Here is a 17,095-nt window from a genome sequence, read left to right as displayed (position 1 = left end):
CACAATAAAGGCGACATCTTCCCTCAGGCGCGTGCATGCACGCTCCCTGAGGGAACCCCTCCAGCGTCCATCACCGTTCTTGCTCAAATCCCCACGCTTTCGGCATCACGAAAGCTGCTTATGCACACGTGGCGTGCGGGATCGTCTACGCCCCGTGCTCATGACGGCATGCATCACGGCACTCGGCATGATTCCGCTGTTGCTGGCGACCGGCCCAGGATCAGAGATTCAGCGTCCTCTGGCCATCGTAGTGACCGGCGGCCTGGTGACTTCGACCGCGCTTACTCTCCTACTCCTTCCGCTGCTATTTGAGCGGTTTGGAACCGCACGCTCTCAGCGGGCGAGCATCCGGACGCCTGCCGGATCCTCGGTTGAATAATGAACCAGCGCGAGAACTTTGCAATGGAAAATCGAATTGTATTTGGCAGCTACGCGCTGTTCCTGACAGCCCTACTCTGCAACCCCACCCTTTCACGGGCGGCTGCGGGATACTTGCCCGCACCCGGTGCGGTCGAAGCCGCGCTGAATGCAGCCCCGTCCGTCTCGGCGGCGATCGCTCGGCAAGATAGCGCCAACGCCCGAGCCGTCGGCATCCGTGCCGGAACGGCGGAGTTTGTCGTACGTGCTACGGGGCAGAACCGGAATGTGACCAATCCTTCTGCAAACTTCGCAGAAGGCCAGGTTGCAATCGAGCGTCCGCTACGTCTTTGGGGGAAAGCGGATGCCGATGCCGCGATTGCGGACGCAGCCATCGATGCCGGTGCGCTAGCAGCGGCAGATGCCCGGCACCAGGCGTCCCGACAAATGCTGGCGCTTTGGTTCAATGTCATACGCGCACGCGAAGCCACTGAGGCAACGAATCGAAACGTCGAATTGGCCGCAGAACTGGTCTCCTCGACGAGAAAGCGTGCTCGTGCACAAGATGCGTCTCGAATGGATCTTGAGATTATCGAAGCAGAGCTTGCCCGTGCGGAAGCGGCGGCAGCAGGTGCGCGTTCTGCGCAATCTGCCGCCGAGGCAGACCTGCACGCCCGCTATCCACTGCTAGGTATGCCGGGAGGGCTGCCCGTCGAAACGGCCCTGCCAGCATCGACACTGCTTGGTGACGATGCCCGAGCCCGCTACATAGGCTCAAGCTATGCAGTGCGCCTCGCCCTGGCGGAAGAGGCGATGGCCCAACGTGTCGCTCATCGGACCGACCTCGAGCGCAAGCCAGATCCGACGGTCGGCGCCTTCGTGACCGTTGAGCGCGGCGGTACAGAGAGAATTGCCGGCATTTCGATTTCGATGCCCTTGGGTTCATCGTATCGGCGCGCGTCTGCGGTAGCTGCTGCAGCGGACGCAGGGAGTGCCGCGCAACGACGCTATGGCGCGGAGCAGGCTGCAGGAGCCGACTACGATGTTCTGGCGAAGTCCTTTAGTGGACTTAATGCTGCGGCAAAAGCTCAGTTTTCGGCTTTGCAATTGGATCTTAGCGCCGCGGCAAGGAGTCAGAAGGCCTACGCCGCTGGCGAGATCGGCGTCGCCCAACTGCTTGTGGTTCGGCGAAGCCTTGCCGAAACCACCCTCGCTGCCCGAACCGCGGTGGTCAGCGCCTTGGAAGCAGAAGAAAAGCTGAAGCTCGAATTGCAGCTTGATTCGGTCTTCAGGTAAGCAAGCGGGGCCCAGATGCGACACGAAGTGCCACGTATCTGGGCCGCTATGGCGTCACTGACTGATAGCCGTGCTGGGCCGACCGCATTACGCCCAACGTTGTTGCAGGATGCGTGTGACGCCAGTCGGCAGTCTCACGCGTCCACTTCCGAACGTGACTTATAACGACGTACGCGCACTGCTAACTGGGTTCCGCCAAGGAAACTTGAAGCACATCGTATTCCTTACTCAGTTCAGGCCTACCGAAACCGCTAGGTAAGTGATGCACATTTCACGATTCTTTAATCGTACGTTACCCCAAAGTACCCGCGGGACATCGTCCTCCCTTGCGCGACACCTGGCATACCCGAAAGAGGAGGTGTACCCGAGGATCTCATAGCACTCTTATGAAACAAGTAACGAGGCTCCGAGCACCTTATATGTCCGACGATTATGCGACTACGCTAGTCGTCTTCTTCATCGTGGCTGTTCTCGGAATAGTCGCCTTTGCCCTCTACTTACGGTGGAGGTATGGACCATGCAAAAAAGAGACTCAAAGGAGAGCTCACAGGCCACCACGGCGCGGATCGAAACGAAAGCGACGAAAGCGACATTGATCAAATTCGAGCAAGAGATGGTAGTTAGCGCTCATTCCTTCTTCGTTCACGTTCGTTACCTGCTTCGCATCCTATGATGCCCAATGGGATTCACTGACGATCGTAGGACGATCAGCCGCTGCGTAAGCAGCAGACGCGCCGCCAATGGAATCGACGCGCAGGCGTACCGATCCCATGCGGCAGACGGGTAAGTTAGGCAACCATGGGCTAAGTACGGGCTTCCTACTTAGCCCTTTTTTCGACCTCTTTGAGTTCCGGATTGGGTGTACGGCCAAGAGACTCGATGCGGCCCCATTGCCAGAAGATCGTCTTGAGACCCAGCATCGCGCCAAACTGGTTGCCTCCTGGCGTCGGACTCGAACCAGTCGCGGCAGAGCTCACAGAGTAGTTGAGCGTCCCTCGACTATCGATATACCCCACAGTGCCATAGGCAGTGGTGCGCTTGGAGAACGCATGGTTGGCGCGCGCCGCAAACAGCCATGCCTTGTTGCTGCTGTCGTGGAAACGCAGGTGCTGTACAACAAACCGGGACACCTGATCCGCCGGCTTCAGCAGATCGCCACAACCGTTTGTCTGAAGGAAACCGCAGAGTTCGATACCACTCCGGTTACGCGGCATTGGCCGCAATCCGCGCCCACCCAGGCATTGACCAGCTTAGGGTAGCGTAATCCATCGGCGTTGACAGCAACACAACTTCGGGCGCGTAGAACGGCTCGAGACGAAGGGACTGATTTCCAGGGAGACCGGTACGGATCGCCGCACCAAGTTGCTCTATCTCACGGCGCTGGTCGAATCATAGCTGGAACAGATGTATGTGGGCTCTGAACACGCCCAAGAGCGAATGCTGACAGGTCTAACGAAGGCCGAGAAACAGGCATTCATCGAGACGCTAAATCGCATCGTGGACGCCGATAATGAGGTCAGCCGCGTTCCGGTCTCGGCGCCTTAACGACCGAGGTGATCCGTATCGGTTTCAATGCCTGCCAAGATTTCACTTTCCTCCCAAGTGCCGGCGCGCAACGACAAACGTTGCAGTCGTTCAAGAGCAAATTGCGACGCAAGCACTCAGGGGCGACGAGCGGCAAATTCACTCTGTCGTACTCGGGCTCCAAAAGGCCTGATTGATGGCGTCTGAACTGGCCAATTGCGCGACAATGCGATCAAGTTCGTCGCCATCCACGGAAGTTGCCATCAGCACCGCCTCGATTTCGACGTCGTGTACGCCAAAAGCGTGCACAACCAGATCGCGAGTGTGGTGCTCGCTAGCTTCAAGGGCCGCCTCAAGCAAGCGCATCGCCTCCCTCTGACGTTGCCGCGGGGCGATGACGTAGACCGTATTAGTGACCTCGACAGCGTGGGTATCAATAGGCTGACGGTTGATTCGATTGACCACTGGCCTCAGCAGCGTGTTCGCCGCAAGAACGAACAGGCAAGCAAGCGCAGCCTCCAGAATCAACCCCGCACCCGCGCTCGCGCCAACAGCGGCTGATCCCCACAGGGTTGCCGCGGTATTGAGCCCGCGCACGTTCCCTTCCTCCCGCATGATGACGCCGGCGCCGAGAAAGCCGATTCCCGAAACCACATAGGCGACTACCCGCACAGCCCCATCGTGGCCCGCCAGTCGGTTCGCCATATCCACAAAAATGGCCGCGCCGACGGCAACCAGTACGTTGGTACGCAAGCCCGCCGTGCGCTGGCGATATTGCCGCTCGAAGCCTATTACTGTGCCCAGGACAAATGCCGCGGCCAGGCTGATGCAGGTGGCGAGCAATGATTCCAGATTGATATTGGTAACAGCTTCCATGGGAAAATTCGCGTTGATCAAGTATCGGTTTTGGGCCCCCGAGGGGGCCGGATCATGTCATGCCATTGTTACAAGCAGTTGGCAGCACACAGATGAGGGTTATCGACCGTAGCAGTCCTACTGCCAACCGAAACGGCGAACATAGAAACGCTTCATCGCGGTGGTCAACAAGGCATAGCTGACCACGATGCCGACCATCCAAGGGAAGTATGCCCATGGCAATGCCTGCAACTTGAAGTAGCCCGCTAACGGCCCCATCGGCAAGAACACCCCAAGAGCCATGATCAGGGCAGTCATCACGATCAATGGCCAAGCTGCCCGGCTCTCGACAAAAGGCAGCTTAGGCGTGCGAATCATGTGCACAATCAACGTTTGCGTGAGAAGGCCGACCACAAACCATCCGGATTGAAACAGCGATTGGTCGGCACCTGTCTTTGCGGCAAACACAAACCACATCACCAGGTATGTGGTGATATCGAAAATCGAGCTGATCGGCCCAAAGAACACCATGAAGCGCCCGATATCGCCCGGATTCCACTGCAGCGGCCGCGTCACCAGTTCGTCGTCCACTTTGTCAAAGGGAATTGCAATCTGCGAGACGTCATAGAGCAGGTTTTGCACCAACAACTGCAGTGGAAGCATCGGCAAGAAGGGCAAGAACGCACTTGCCACCAACACCGAAAACACGTTGCCAAAGTTGGAACTGGCCGTCATACGAATGTACTTGAGCATATTGCAGAAGGTTCGCCGCCCCTCGATGACGCCCTCCTCCAGCACCAGTAGGCTTTTCTCCAGCAGAATCAGATCAGCCGCCTCCTTCGCGATGTCCACCGCACTATCTACCGAAATTCCGATGTCAGCGGCCCTCAGTGCCGGAGCATCATTGATGCCATCGCCCATAAAGCCAACGACATGACCGTTGTCTCGCAACGTATGCACCAGGCGCTCTTTGTGCAACGGCGACAGGCGGGCGAATACATTGTGAGTGTCGACTGCTCGCGACAGCTCAGCGCTACCCATTCGTTCGATGTCGGGCCCCAGTAGCACTCCCTTGACCTCCAGGCCCACTTCGCGACAGATCTTGGCGGTCACAAGTTCGTTGTCCCCGGTCAGTACTTTGACGGTAACGCCATGTTGACGGAGCGCTCGCAACGCCGGAGCTGTCGACTCCTTGGGCGGGTCCAAGAAGGCGATGTAGCCGACCAAGATCAGATCGCGCTCGTCAGCTACGCCATAGGCTTCGGTCGCCGGCGGCGTCTCCTTAGTAGCTACCGCCACTACGCGCAGTCCTTCCTCGTTGAGGTCATGCGTAACCTTGCGCACCTGTGCCAGCAGCCCGGCGTCAAGCGGCAAGATCGCCCCGTTGACCTGCACGTGCGAGCTGACACTCAGGATTTCCTCGACAGCACCCTTGCAGATCAACTCGTGATGATCGTCTCGTTCGCCCACCACGACCGACATGCGGCGGCGCTGAAAATCGAACGGAACTTCATCCACCTTGCGGTAGTGAGACAATGGCTGCAATTCCTTTTGCAGTTCGACATGTTCCAGCACGGCGCGGTCCAGGAGATTCTTCAGCCCGGTCTGGAAGTAGCTATTCAAGTAGGCATACTTGAGCACATCGGTTGACACGGCGCCCAGTACGTCGGTATGGCGCTCCAGCACAATCCTGTCCTGCGTTAGCGTTCCAGTCTTGTCGGTACACAGCACATCCATCGCACCGAAATTCTGGATAGCGTCGAGCCGCTTCACAATGACTTTTCGTTTAGACAGCAACACGGCGCCCTTGGCCAACGTGGAGGTGACAATCATCGGCAGCATCTCTGGCGTCAGGCCGACGGCTACTGACAGCGCAAAGAGAAATGCCTCCATCCAGTCGCCTTTTGTGAAGCCATTGACGAGCAACACAATCGGCACCATCACCAGCGCAAAGCGGATCAGCAGCCAGCTCACCTGGTTCACGCCAGCCTGAAAGGCGGTAGCCGTGCGATCCGAGGTCGTCAAGCGCGACGCAATCGTCCCGAAGTAGGTTTGGTTACCGGTGGCCAGCACCACCGCGGTCGCTGCGCCGGAAACTACGTTAGTACCCATGAAGGCAATGTTGCTCAGATCCAAAGGGCTTTCCACGCGCGCACGCCGTTCGGCAAACTTCTCAATCGGCAGCGATTCTCCTGTCATGGCTGCCTGGCTGACAAAAAGATCCTTCGCCATCAGGATGCGGCAATCGGCTGGAATCATGTCACCTGCTGACAGGGCGACAATCTCGCCCGGCACCAGTTTGCTCAACGGCACCTCCATCTTGGCTGGTGGCTTGGTATGCAGATGCACGTTGAAGAACTGCGCACTGGTCGTGGCAATCTGCGCGGCCATGTCCCGCCGCACCACCGTAGCGGTGGTGCTGACCATGGCTTTCAGTGCCTCGGCGGCCCGGTTCGACCGACGCTCCTGGACGAAGCGGATCAGCGTCGAAAGGACCACCATTGTGCTGATCACAATGGCCGCCTTCATATCTTCCGTTGCATAGGAGATCGCGGCCAGTACCGTAAGCAGCAGATTGAAGGGATTTCGGTACGAGTGCCACAAATGCCGCCACGCAGGCAATGGCTTCTCGTGCTCCACCTCGTTGGAACCGAAGCGCTTGAGGCGTTCCTCGGCCTCCGCGCTTGTCAGGCCGTCTTCATGCGAATGCAGGCGGACCAACACGGTGGCAACTTCCTCACGGGCAGCGCGCTGCAGATCGCGCGTCAGGCTCTCCGGTACGGCTCTCGACGGTCCGGCCTCACCGAGGGATTCGAACATCGCCAGCCGACGAAATTGGTGCGTGACGCGACGCGTACGCAGGAAGGCTCCGAAGAGCGTCTTCAGGAGTTTGAAGTTCATGACCGAATCTCCATCATCGGTTAGTGGTGCGGCAGACGCACGGACGGCAAATCTGAATGCCAAGGCTCCGCATTCGCGCCATAAGGCGCACGGTTGAGCCAACATTGCGTTTCTGAATGAGTGGCGGCTCGCCGGCGACGACTCAAAACTCGGCGTGGAGGCGTACGCCGTAGATCGTCACCGGCCCGCGATCGCGGTTGTAGCCGGGATGCTGGATGTATTGGAAGTCCGGGCTGATCCACAAGCGCTTGGTAGGCTGGAAGCTGTAAAACACTTCCAGAACGCGCTCCTGACCGTAGTTCAAGGCCCCGTCGCCGAGAAACGCACCGAGGCCACCGGCGGCAAGGTAGGCGCGGTGAGCGCTGCCAAGCATGTTTACCGCCACCCCGATACCCAAAGTGTCCTGTGGGCGCCCCCAGCGCTGTCCGGAGAGGATGCCGCCGACCGAGAAACTGCGTCCAATCTCGGTAAAGGCATAGGTTTCCGTCTTGTCGTCAGCCCAGTCGACACGGGCGAACAAGCCAAGATCCTTCCCAACCTGCTGTTCAAAACTGAGCCCAACACCGACTTTGGCGTGCTCGCGACGCACGTCGGCGACGTCCGGTGTGCGACCATTGGCGCTGCCAATTGCGATGGCATCGCGAAACGCGCCCGTCTTCGCCTTGTTGCGCCACAACAAGAGGCGGGCCTTGCCTGGCTGGCCAACGAACTGATAGCCCTTTTCTAGTTCGATCATGTCGCCGTAGTGCTCCATGAAACGAGCGTCCAGCGCCAGGCCGTTCGACTCGACGGGCAACAGGAAGCGACCGACTCGTACCGCCCAGTCGTCGTAGATGTATTCGAGTGCGACGCCCCAGTTGTAGCCGCGTGCGTCGGCCGGATAATCGAACGAGCCGTGCGTCAGGAATGACCAGTTCAGAAACTGTGTGCGGGGATCTTGACCGTACTCGACGGCGTTGAAGATATCGAGAACCGGCACGTTCCCGGCAGTCAATACCAAGCGCCGCTTGTCGAGCTGGGCGGCAAACTGATTGAAGTTGGCCTCGACAACTTCTTCGCCTCCGCCCAGGCCCCATGCTTGGCGCAAAAACGCACGCGCGCGATACACGGTCGGACTCGTACTCGAAAACTTGGCGCCTTCGCCGTTGGAAAGCCCTCCGAGGCCACGCAGACCGGAGAACGGTACGCCTTGAACGGCCTCGGGATTGAAGTGAAACTCTGCGCCTCGCCACGGGCGAACGCCGAGATCCAGCGTAACGCTCCACGAATAGCTCTTGTCTCGCTGCTGACTTAGACTATTTTCGCCAGAATAGGCCGCATCGAACGCCGGCTTACGCTGCCACACATAGGTAGTCTGGCCGTGGAAGGCGAAGCGTTCCGAATTCTCAAGAGGAGTGTTCTCGTCTGGCACCGCAGCGCCAGACGCGTTTTCCAACACTTGTGCCCGCAATCGAGTCGAAGGGACTACGGCTACGAGGGTCAGCAGCAGGATCGGCGCGAACGCGCCGTGCGAGACAAGGAGGGTTCTAAGAAAATGCAGGGATGCAAAAAAATGCTGCAGAAAAATGAGCGACATGCGACCTCCCCCACGCGCTTCTACGGCGCATGTAGGCACACACGACCTGCATCGTGAGAAACGCGCGAGCGTAAGTCGCCCTCAGTTTCCCTGATGACAAAGGTCGCAAAAATAGATGGGAGATGGCCGCGCGGGGAACCCGCGCGAATACCACTGCCCGCCATGTCGGCTAGGCAGTGGCGAAGAGTCGCCTTGACTGACTAGCCGTTCAGGTTTCGACGTAACGCCGACTAGAACAACAGTCCATGGGAAAAACCTTGAATGAAGACGGGGCGGAGCATACCAAATGCTTCAGCTAACCCGCAAATGTTTTCTTCAAGCTCATGCACAACGCGCGGTTCCTTCGCAACACCGCCGGCTCTATGGCGATTCCAGTGAATCGCCGAGAAGGGGACGGTGCTGCGTCACTCCCTCGATATAGCCCCGCACAACGCGACTGAACGCCGGACGACGCGTTCAACCACGATCGAATCCGAGGATGACGTTTCGCGTAATTCGCGTTGCCAGGGACTAAGCGTGAACCCACGCCGTCGATCCTTCGGCGCAATCTGACGACTGCACTTGTGTGTGCCGCAGGCTCCGAATGAGAGATCGCCCACTCCAGAAAAAAAGAGAGCCCTTGGAATATGCCTCTCACAAGGGATCGAAGCTCTACGCTTATGCAACCACGACGCTCTTGTGGATACGGACGTAGAGCGGGATGTCAAAGCCCTGGACTCCCGTCGCAATGGGTTGCTTCTCTGAAGCCCCATCCCAGAGGATCAATCCAGCAAATCCGAGTACTCACCATGCGAGTACTTGCGCGCCCGCTCCCATGGTGCCGCGGCGGGCAGCGCAACGCGGCTGACCCGCGTGGTCTTGCTCTGGGTGCCGTCCACGCTGCGCGACTGCACCAGCCGCGGATACTGGTTCGCGACATCCCATTGCACTGTCAGCTGGTCGGCGCCGCGCCGTGCGCTGTAGGTCTGCACGCCATCGCGCACCGGGCCCTCGGCCTTCATGGTCTTGAGCAGGGCCGGATCGAGCAGATGCCGTGCGGCCGGCCACGATCCGTCGAAGCCGACGTTGCCGTAGTCACCCTGCCCCACTTCGAACGTGCGGCGCTTTTCGTCGCTGACCAGGCGCACCAGCAGTTTGCCGTTGGGCTGACGGGCGATCCAGCGGGCTGCGGTGGCGGTATCGAGGTGCTTGTGTCCCTTTTCCGCCTGCTCGCCGGCATGGTGGTTGTGCTGGACCGCCGCGGGAATTTCGCGCTCGATCCACACGGCGTCGCCGCTGCGGTAGACCTGCTCGCTGAAGGCGACGTCGCGCTTGACGCCGTCGTTGCCGAGGACCGACAGCTCATGCTGGACGCGCAGCGCCAGCGACGCAGGTTCGGCCGCGGCGGCCAGGGACGAGGCGCCTGCAGCGAGCGACGCCACCAGGACAGACTGGATGAAAAGCTTCATGGGATAACGAATACCGTAGAGACATTGAAACGACGATGCGCGCGCACCGGGGTATCCGATGCGCGCGCATCCGTAGCGAGGAACCCTGGCTTACAGGCCCGCCGCCGACTTCACCACGCCGAACACCTTGGTGTTGTCGAGCGTGCCCTTCAGCGGTGCGCTGCCGGGGCCGGTCGAGAACAGCATGACGTCGCCGCCGCCGTGCGTTTCCGCGCCCGGGCTACCCAGGTTCACGCCCACTTCCTGCAGGTAGTCATTGGCGGTGGTGTCGACCAGCGTGGGATCGTCGCGCGTGGCCTTGCGCGGCGTGCCGCCGTTGCCGAACACCAGCGTCGTGTACGGCAGGCCGTCGGCGGCCTTGGCGGTCTGCTTGGTCTTGTAATCCGTGGCGGTTGCCAGGATCGGGTTGCCACGATGCGAATAGCCGTTGATCGTCATCGTGTGGTCGTGGTCGGCCGTGACCACGATGATCGTGTTCGACAGGTCCACCAGCGACAACGCGCGCTTGATGGCGTCATCGAAGGCGATGGTGTCTTCCAGTGCGCGCTTGGCGTTGGTGCCGTGCAGCGCGTGGTCGATACGCCCGCCTTCCACCATCAGGAAGTAGCCGTTGCTGTTCTTCGACAACATCTCGATGGCCTTGGCCGTCATGTCGGCCAGGCTCGGCTGCGTGGCGCCCTGGCCCCGGCCTGCGACACGATCGATCTCGTACTCGAGATGACTCGTCGAGCTGAACAGGCCGATCAGCTTGGTGCCGGTGGCGCGAACCATCTCGTCGCGCGTTGCCGCCACCGTGTAGCCCTGGCCGGCCATTTCGGTCAGCAGGTTGCGGCCATCGAAGCGGCCACGCGTGTTGGTGGTGGCATCGTATGGCGTCCAGTGGTTGCGGCCGCCGCCCATCAGTACATCCACGCCGTCGCCCAGCGCCGTGTTGAAGCCCACGCCGCCCGGCACCGCCTGGGCCGCGATGTGGTACTGCGCGTCGCGGTGGCAGATATGGGAGTACGTGGCGGCGGGCGTGGCGTGGGTCAGCTCCGTCGTGGTGATCGCGCCAGTGGCCTTGCCCTTGGCCTTGGCCAGTTCCAGCAGCGTCGGCACGGCCGTGCCGTTGGTCGGCGTGCAGTTGCTGATGGTGCGGTTGCCGTTGGCGTCGGCGCTCGGGGCGGTGGCCACCGTGTTGGCCGACATCGAGATGACCTCGTTGTTCATCTTCACGCCGGTCATGTAGGCGGCCATCGACGGGGCGCTGTCGGTGGTTTGTGCGTCGTTCGAGAACGTCTTGATGCGCGCGGTGCGACGCAGCGATTCCATCGTCAGACGGCCCGATTCGCCGTACTTGTAGATGCGCGACGCGGTGACGGTGGCCGGGCCCATGCCATCGCCCAGGAAGAAGATGACGTTCTTGGCCTCGCCGGCGGCGTGCGCCGGCAGGGACAGGCATGCGCTGGCGGCTGCGGCGGCCAGCAGGCCGATACGGGTAGTGATATTCATGGTCGTTGTTCCGTTCTGGTGTGTGGGGGCTCAGAGTCCGATCGACTTCTTGATCAGGCCGAAGACCTCGGTGTTGTCCATCACACCCGAGAAGTTGGTGGCGCCATTGCCCATCGCACCGATGAACACGTCCGTGCCGCCGTGCGTTTCGCCGCCGACCGGCATCGGGATCACCGCTTCCTGGTGGTAGGTCTTCTCGTAGACCATGGCGTCGGTCAGCGCGGTGCGCGTGGCCGGGCGGTTTTCGCCGTTGCCGAAACCGATGATCGAGAACGGGTTGCCGCCGCTATCGAGCTTCAGGGAGCCGGTGACGTAGTCCTTCACCAGGCCCAGCACGCCGGGGTTGGCGTCGCTGGTCTTGCCGGTACGCTTGGCGTAGCCGTTCAGCACCAGCGTGTGGTCGTGGTCGGCGGTGACGACGATCAGCGTGTTCTTCAGGCCCGGGTCGATCACGTTGAGCTTGTCGATGGCGGCCTTGAGCGCGTCGTCGAACGCGGCGGTGTCCTGCAGCGCCTTGCGGGCCGTGGTTTCGTGCAGCGCGTGGTCGATACGGCCGCCTTCCACCATCAGGAAGAAGCCCTTCTTCTTGGCGGCCAGCACGTCGATGGCCTTGCCGGTCATCTCGGCCAGGCTCGGCTCCTTGGCCGGATCGCGGTCCAGGTCGTATTCCATGTGGCTGGCGTTGAACAGGCCCAGCACCTTGGCATTGCTGGCGGCGATCTTGTCGAAATCGGCCTTGCTGGCGGCATAGGTGTAGCCGGCGGTCTTCAGCTCGGTGACCAGATCGCGGCCATCGGTGCGCTTGCCGCCTGCGGTGGTGGCCAGGAAGTGCTGGCGGCCGCCGCCAAAGATCACGTCGACGCCATCGGACAATGCGCCGTTGAAGCCAGCACCCGACGGCACCAGTTGCGCGGCGATTGCGTTTTCGCCGTCGCGGTGGCAAATGTGCGCGTACGTGGCAGCCGGCGTGGCGTGCGTGATGCGCGTGGTGGTCACCACGCCGGTGCCGTAGCCGGCAGCCTTCATCTGTTCGAGCAGCGTCGGCACGGTGGCGCCGTTGCCGCTGGACGGGCACGTGGTATCGGCGCCCGAGACGTAGGCCTTGCCGCTGGCATCGGTGGCGCGGGTTTCCGCGGTCATCGAGATGACCTCGTTATTCATCTTCACGCCGGTCATGTACGCTGCCATCGACGGCGCGCTGTCCGTGACCTGGGCATCGTTCGAATACGTGCGGATAAACCCGCTTTCCGGCATCGTGTCGATGGTCAGGTCGCCTTCCTCACCCACCTTGTAGATGCGCGCCGCGGTCAGTGTCGTCAGCCCCATACCATCGCCGAGAAAGAAGACCACGTTCTTTGTCGGTACCGCCGTCTGCGGAGGCGACGTCGGCGTGACCGGTGATTCGCCGTTATTGGAGCCATCGCCGCCACATGCAGCGAGCGCGATTGACACTACAGCCGGCACAACTGCCGAAATTCTTCTCATTGTGACTTCCTCCCTGATTGGAGCAGAGAGGATGGATCACAAATATGGCGGCTACGTGACACATTGATTGCATCGCCATTCAACCTGTCACGTTTGAACTTTAGCGCATTCGAATGACAGACGGCTCGCTATCAACATTACCAACTTGTAATCAACATTCAACGAGGCAGCAGCCTTGGATCGCTATAAACGAACCGACGACTGTCGCAGGTCGGATAGTCGGTTCAATCCCTTAATGGCAGATATTCGGCATCAGCCGGAGCAGGAGTCAGTCAAATGAAAGGTATCGCATTTGCCATCGTTCTATCGACCACCATCGCCTTGCCAGCCTTTGCGCAAGGCACCAGCGATTCCACACAAGGTCGCAGCCGAGCGGAGGTCAAGAAGGAGTTGGCCAAGTCCAAGCACGACGGCACTTACACCAAGAAGAACGGCGAGTACCCACCCAGCGAGCAGACGGTCAAGCAGCAAAAGGCCGATCACGCTGCCTCGATGCACTCCAAAGACGGTGCCAATCCCGCGTTTGACAAGCATGACGAACCCGGCGCTGCTCGATAACTGATAAACCAAAAGACTTGCTAACAGGAGAGGCGTATCGCTTCTCCGGTTCCCTTTTCATCGCACCTGACGTGCTAGTTGACGAGGCACCTAGCGTGGTGAGCGTCGAACGCGAGCATGGCTTCATATGTTGATAATGACTCCTCCGACGCCGACAGTTCATGGTCAGTAGGTCGATCCCTTAGACGCCACTGGCGTGGCCATGACATGCCGATGCTTAAAATCTTTACTGAAGGCGGCCAGAACGGACCGCTTATTGCCGTATTCGGCGATGGCGCTGGAATGTCCTACTACTTTGTTGGGGCAAGGTGGAACCAGCAATTCCGGGCGCTACAAATGCTGAAGAATGCTATGGCGACTGGAAGGCGCGATCTAGTTGTGGAGGCTATGGATTCAGGGAATGTACTCAAAAATGTCGGCGGCCTGAACTCCACCCAAGGGTGAGGAAGCTGTGGCAAATATGTTCGACGCGAACGATAGCGCAGAGATCCTTGATGCGACCTTTGCCGTGGAGACCGAAGGCGATATGCTGGTCGATGAACTAGTTGACGTCGCAGCCATCATCTGATGGATATCTGCCCCGCCCCCTGCAATTGCCTAAGTACGTGTGAAAGGGACGGGGATAGCGAGATTCCCAGTGCTCGGTCTGGCGAACTGCTGCGACCCGCACTACTTCCGTTGCTCGACTCGGAAATGTTCGATCGACTGGCCCGCATCGATAGCACGCTGCATCCGATCCGGCATGGTGCCACAGCCATTCCAGACATGGCCAGTGGCGTCCCGGAACAGGATTCCCCTCGGAGCGCTGGGCCCGGCCACATCTGGCGCCGCGAAACAGCGCGCCGCCAGTAGGTGCTCGTAGGTCAGCCCGACGCGTACCATCTGGGACTTGATCCAAAGGAGCTGCTCGATAGCTGATAAGCCGAAAAGCTTGCAATTGGAGAGGGCATATCGCTACTCCTGTTCCCTTTCCACCGCACCTGAAGCGCGGGTTGCGAGGCCCCCATCGCGTCCAAGTTTCCTACGACGATCCTCCACGTGCCCAGCGAGTCACGGCCATACGTGCGGCTTCGCCACCCTTCAGTCTAGAGGACCTTCCAGTCAAGTCGGTTTCTCCGGCGGCGGCCGCAGGCTTCATTCGAGTACAGCAGAGCGCGCATTTTTTTGCTTTGCTAAGTACGGTTATCATGCGCAGGCGGAAAGCACCACAATCAAGCGAAAGTGCTTTATGTGGCATTTTTTTTGGCGACGGCCAACTTATGGGCACGTAACAAGAAGAACGGCCAGCGCATGGGGCTGCTAGCGGTTCCCGCGTAGCCGCCAGGTTGGGGCCGGTATGAGCGCAGTGCCCCCGGCATGCGGCGCCGGCAAAGAAAAAGCCGGCTGGCGCCGGCTTCTTCCCAGTAGAGCGTGGCCCGCGTCAGACGACTGTCACCGGCAGGTTGCCCGAGATCTGCAGCATGTCGTGCTTGGTGAGGAATTCCTCGCCCGTGATGCGGATCTCGGCGATGTGGGTCGTGCTCTGCGCGGCATCCGTCTGGGCGTCGAGGAGCGCCTGGGTGCCGGCCTGCACCAGCGTCGGCAGCGAGTGCTGAACGACGTTGGACCAACGGGCGCTGGTGATCTCGACATCGACCTGCGTGATCGTGGCACCGGCGACCCGAGGCTTGGGCAGCAGCTCGGCCATCATGCTGAAGCCGTTGGCGTACTTGAAGGTGATGAGTTGCATCGCGTCCAGCGATGTGTGTGGGTAAATCGGATTAACCATATTGTGTAGCCTTGTATGTTGCGTCGGCCGGATAGGCCCGACCGAGTGCATTGATCGTGCCGCGCCCGGACCCAAAAGTCAAAATGCGAGCGGACGTAGTAAACCCCGCGCGCACGCCGTCAGGTGTGCGCCCCTGGGCGGTTTCACCCCCCTATATATAAATAGAGGGCACGGAACAGCGCGGCGGTACCCTGAGAGTTCGCCCGACGCAACCAGTCAGGGCAGGAGCCCGAGCCGCACCGCATACTCCTCGTCAGTCAGGTTTTTCATCTCCCGTGCGCGCACTGCCGCAGGATTTGGCTGACGGATCAGCGAACCTAGCGGGCCGGGCACGTCGACCGACGGGAAGAGAAGATCCGCGCGATCGCGTTCTCGGGCAATGTTCACGAACATCTGGACTTCAGGTGGGAGGGGCATATTTGCTCCGCTGCTTTAGGAGCCTTCATTGTCACGGCGACGCGCGACGCAGATCGGGGGCGTTTTCCTAGCTTCTGCGACCGTAAAAAGTCGACGTTCGCGGCGGAGCAAGCTGGGCCAGATCTGCCAGAGGCGTTACCGGGCCCTGCACGGGCTGGGTGGCTAGCCCGCTGGGACTTCGGGGACAATGGCCGTTCCGCTGCACGGCCGATCGCCTTTTTATGCCCACTGTCCCCATCCACAAAGAGTTTCGCCTGCTCTCGTCGACGCCAAACCTGACCTGGCAGAAGAAGACGCCGCCGGCCTCCGGGGCACACGTCAACATCTGGTGGCTCTATCTGACTATGCAGAGAGCCAGCAAGCTCGGGCTCACGCTGGGCGGGTCCGGACAGGAGACCGTGCGAGCTACCGCGGAGGCAGCATTGTCCGTGTGTGCCTGGGATGGCCACGGCTATTCGGTGACGCCAGCGTACTCCCGCCTCAAGGATTACGTGAAGCCATTCCTGTCGGGGACCCTGGGTGCGGGGCTAGCCCTGCTCCAGATGGACCACGCCGGCTACCCATGGATGGCGCACTGGGAGGACTGCGGGGGGCAGACAACGTCAGCGCATCCCGACTTCGTGTTCTTCCGCGCCGCAACCGCGACCACGCCGGCGGCCGTGTGCCTCGCCGAGTCAAAGGGCTCGCGAGCGACGACGACTGATTTGGATGTACAAAAGGACTGGGAACGGCAAGTCTGGTCCAACCGCCATCAGGTTCTCACCCTGCCAGGTGGGGGAAACGTTGCGCCCACGGAGGGAACGCTCGTTTCCAGTGAGCTGCCCGGACCCGCAGGAAAGAAGCGGTTCCGGTCCACCCTGGTACACGGGGTGTTTCCGAGCGGGCTACCGGCCGTGACTCCTGCTACCGCATCGTCGCCCGGCGGCGGAGTGGGCCCGAACGCGGCCGGCGGCAATCAACCGCTGGATCAGCACGCCCCAGAGATGGACTGGCGGGGCATCCAGCGTGCCAGCCTGCGCCACACTTGCCGACTGCTCGACATGCCGCTGACGGAGTCCATTCTCGCGAGCCGATTCTGGGACGGCTTTTCGCTCAATCTCCTTTTCACCCAGCCACGACCATCAGCCCGTCGCGTCGTACTGGAGCTGCGCGATCGCCGTGCCCTACTGGGATGGGATGATCAATCCGAACCTGACGTTGTCTACGCGGGCCCGCCGCAGGTTGTGGTCCAGCCGGACGGCAGTTGGTGGGGAGCGACAATCTACTGTCGCGCCAGCGTGCTACGGGAAGTGTGTTGATGTCCATCGAATACTGACCCGCCGTTTTCATCTAAATTTGACCCACCCTCGCTTCATGGTCACAGCTCCTCTGGTGTAGATTCTGGCACTGCAGTTGTCGTTTTCTGGCTGTTTTTCCGGG

Annotated in this window: 13 protein-coding genes and 1 pseudogene; 5 read left to right on the top strand and 9 right to left on the bottom strand. The window is 60.5% G+C overall.

Annotated elements, in window-relative coordinates; genetic code table 11:
• Positions 1-130: 130 nt before the first annotated feature.
• Both F7R19_RS28300 and F7R19_RS28295 read left to right on the top strand, forming a co-directional pair.
• Positions 131-379, top strand: a pseudogene (locus tag F7R19_RS28300) (efflux RND transporter permease subunit); the annotation flags it as partial.
• Positions 379-1,653, top strand: coding sequence for a TolC family protein (locus F7R19_RS28295; RefSeq protein ID WP_017515805.1), 1,275 nt, complete (start codon positions 379-381; stop codon positions 1,651-1,653). The pseudogene F7R19_RS28300 and the gene F7R19_RS28295, both read left to right, overlap by 1 nt.
• 818 nt (positions 1,654-2,471) lie before the next feature.
• On the opposite strand, the gene F7R19_RS30590 is transcribed toward F7R19_RS28295, so the two are convergent.
• From F7R19_RS30590 to F7R19_RS28260, 7 genes are all read right to left on the bottom strand, one after another.
• Positions 2,472-2,867 carry a hypothetical protein gene (locus F7R19_RS30590; RefSeq protein WP_017510914.1) on the bottom strand — a complete coding sequence of 132 codons (396 nt, stop codon included), beginning with the start codon at positions 2,865-2,867 and terminating at the stop codon, positions 2,472-2,474.
• Between the two features lie 469 nt (positions 2,868-3,336).
• Complete coding sequence (locus F7R19_RS28285) at positions 3,337-4,053, bottom strand: MgtC/SapB family protein (RefSeq protein ID WP_017510912.1); 717 nt, start codon at positions 4,051-4,053, stop codon at positions 3,337-3,339.
• 117 nt (positions 4,054-4,170) lie between these two features.
• A complete protein-coding gene (mgtA, locus tag F7R19_RS28280; RefSeq protein WP_017510911.1) occupies positions 4,171-6,933 on the bottom strand; it encodes a magnesium-translocating P-type ATPase in 2,763 nt (920 codons plus the stop codon).
• 142 nt (positions 6,934-7,075) lie between these two features.
• Positions 7,076-8,509 (bottom strand): carbohydrate porin, encoded by a 1,434-nt coding sequence (locus F7R19_RS28275; protein ID WP_017510910.1) that lies wholly within the window; start codon positions 8,507-8,509, stop codon positions 7,076-7,078.
• A 761-nt stretch (positions 8,510-9,270) separates the two neighbouring features.
• On the bottom strand, positions 9,271-9,957 hold the full coding sequence (locus tag F7R19_RS28270) for a hypothetical protein (RefSeq protein ID WP_017510909.1): 687 nt from the start codon (positions 9,955-9,957) through the stop codon (positions 9,271-9,273).
• A gap of 90 nt (positions 9,958-10,047) precedes the next feature.
• Entirely contained in the window at positions 10,048-11,448 is a 1,401-nt protein-coding gene (locus tag F7R19_RS28265) for an alkaline phosphatase (protein ID WP_017510908.1), read from the bottom strand.
• Between the two features lie 30 nt (positions 11,449-11,478).
• Complete coding sequence (locus F7R19_RS28260) at positions 11,479-12,933, bottom strand: alkaline phosphatase (protein WP_029309060.1); 1,455 nt, start codon at positions 12,931-12,933, stop codon at positions 11,479-11,481.
• A gap of 276 nt (positions 12,934-13,209) precedes the next feature.
• On the opposite strand from F7R19_RS28260, the gene F7R19_RS28255 reads away from it, so the two are divergent.
• Positions 13,210-13,491 carry a DUF4148 domain-containing protein gene (locus F7R19_RS28255; RefSeq protein ID WP_017510906.1) on the top strand — a complete coding sequence of 94 codons (282 nt, stop codon included), beginning with the start codon at positions 13,210-13,212 and terminating at the stop codon, positions 13,489-13,491.
• Positions 13,492-13,704: 213 nt separating this feature from the next.
• Positions 13,705-13,935 (top strand): hypothetical protein, encoded by a 231-nt coding sequence (locus F7R19_RS28250; protein WP_038314881.1) that lies wholly within the window; start codon positions 13,705-13,707, stop codon positions 13,933-13,935.
• Between the two features lie 976 nt (positions 13,936-14,911).
• On the opposite strand, the gene F7R19_RS28240 is transcribed toward F7R19_RS28250, so the two are convergent.
• Positions 14,912-15,259, bottom strand: coding sequence for a hypothetical protein (locus tag F7R19_RS28240; RefSeq protein WP_011229410.1), 348 nt, complete (start codon positions 15,257-15,259; stop codon positions 14,912-14,914).
• A gap of 216 nt (positions 15,260-15,475) precedes the next feature.
• Complete coding sequence (locus F7R19_RS29950; protein WP_017510902.1) at positions 15,476-15,652, bottom strand: hypothetical protein; 177 nt, start codon at positions 15,650-15,652, stop codon at positions 15,476-15,478.
• A 245-nt stretch (positions 15,653-15,897) separates the two neighbouring features.
• On the opposite strand from F7R19_RS29950, the gene F7R19_RS28235 reads away from it, so the two are divergent.
• Positions 15,898-16,974 (top strand): hypothetical protein, encoded by a 1,077-nt coding sequence (locus F7R19_RS28235; RefSeq protein ID WP_223506129.1) that lies wholly within the window; start codon positions 15,898-15,900, stop codon positions 16,972-16,974.
• Positions 16,975-17,095 lie beyond the last annotated feature (121 nt).

Source organism: Cupriavidus pauculus, assembly GCF_008801835.1.
In the GTDB taxonomy this organism is placed as follows: domain Bacteria; phylum Pseudomonadota; class Gammaproteobacteria; order Burkholderiales; family Burkholderiaceae; genus Cupriavidus; species Cupriavidus pauculus.
Note: the sequence above shows the minus strand (reverse complement) of the source record. Positions and strands in the feature narration are given on the sequence as shown.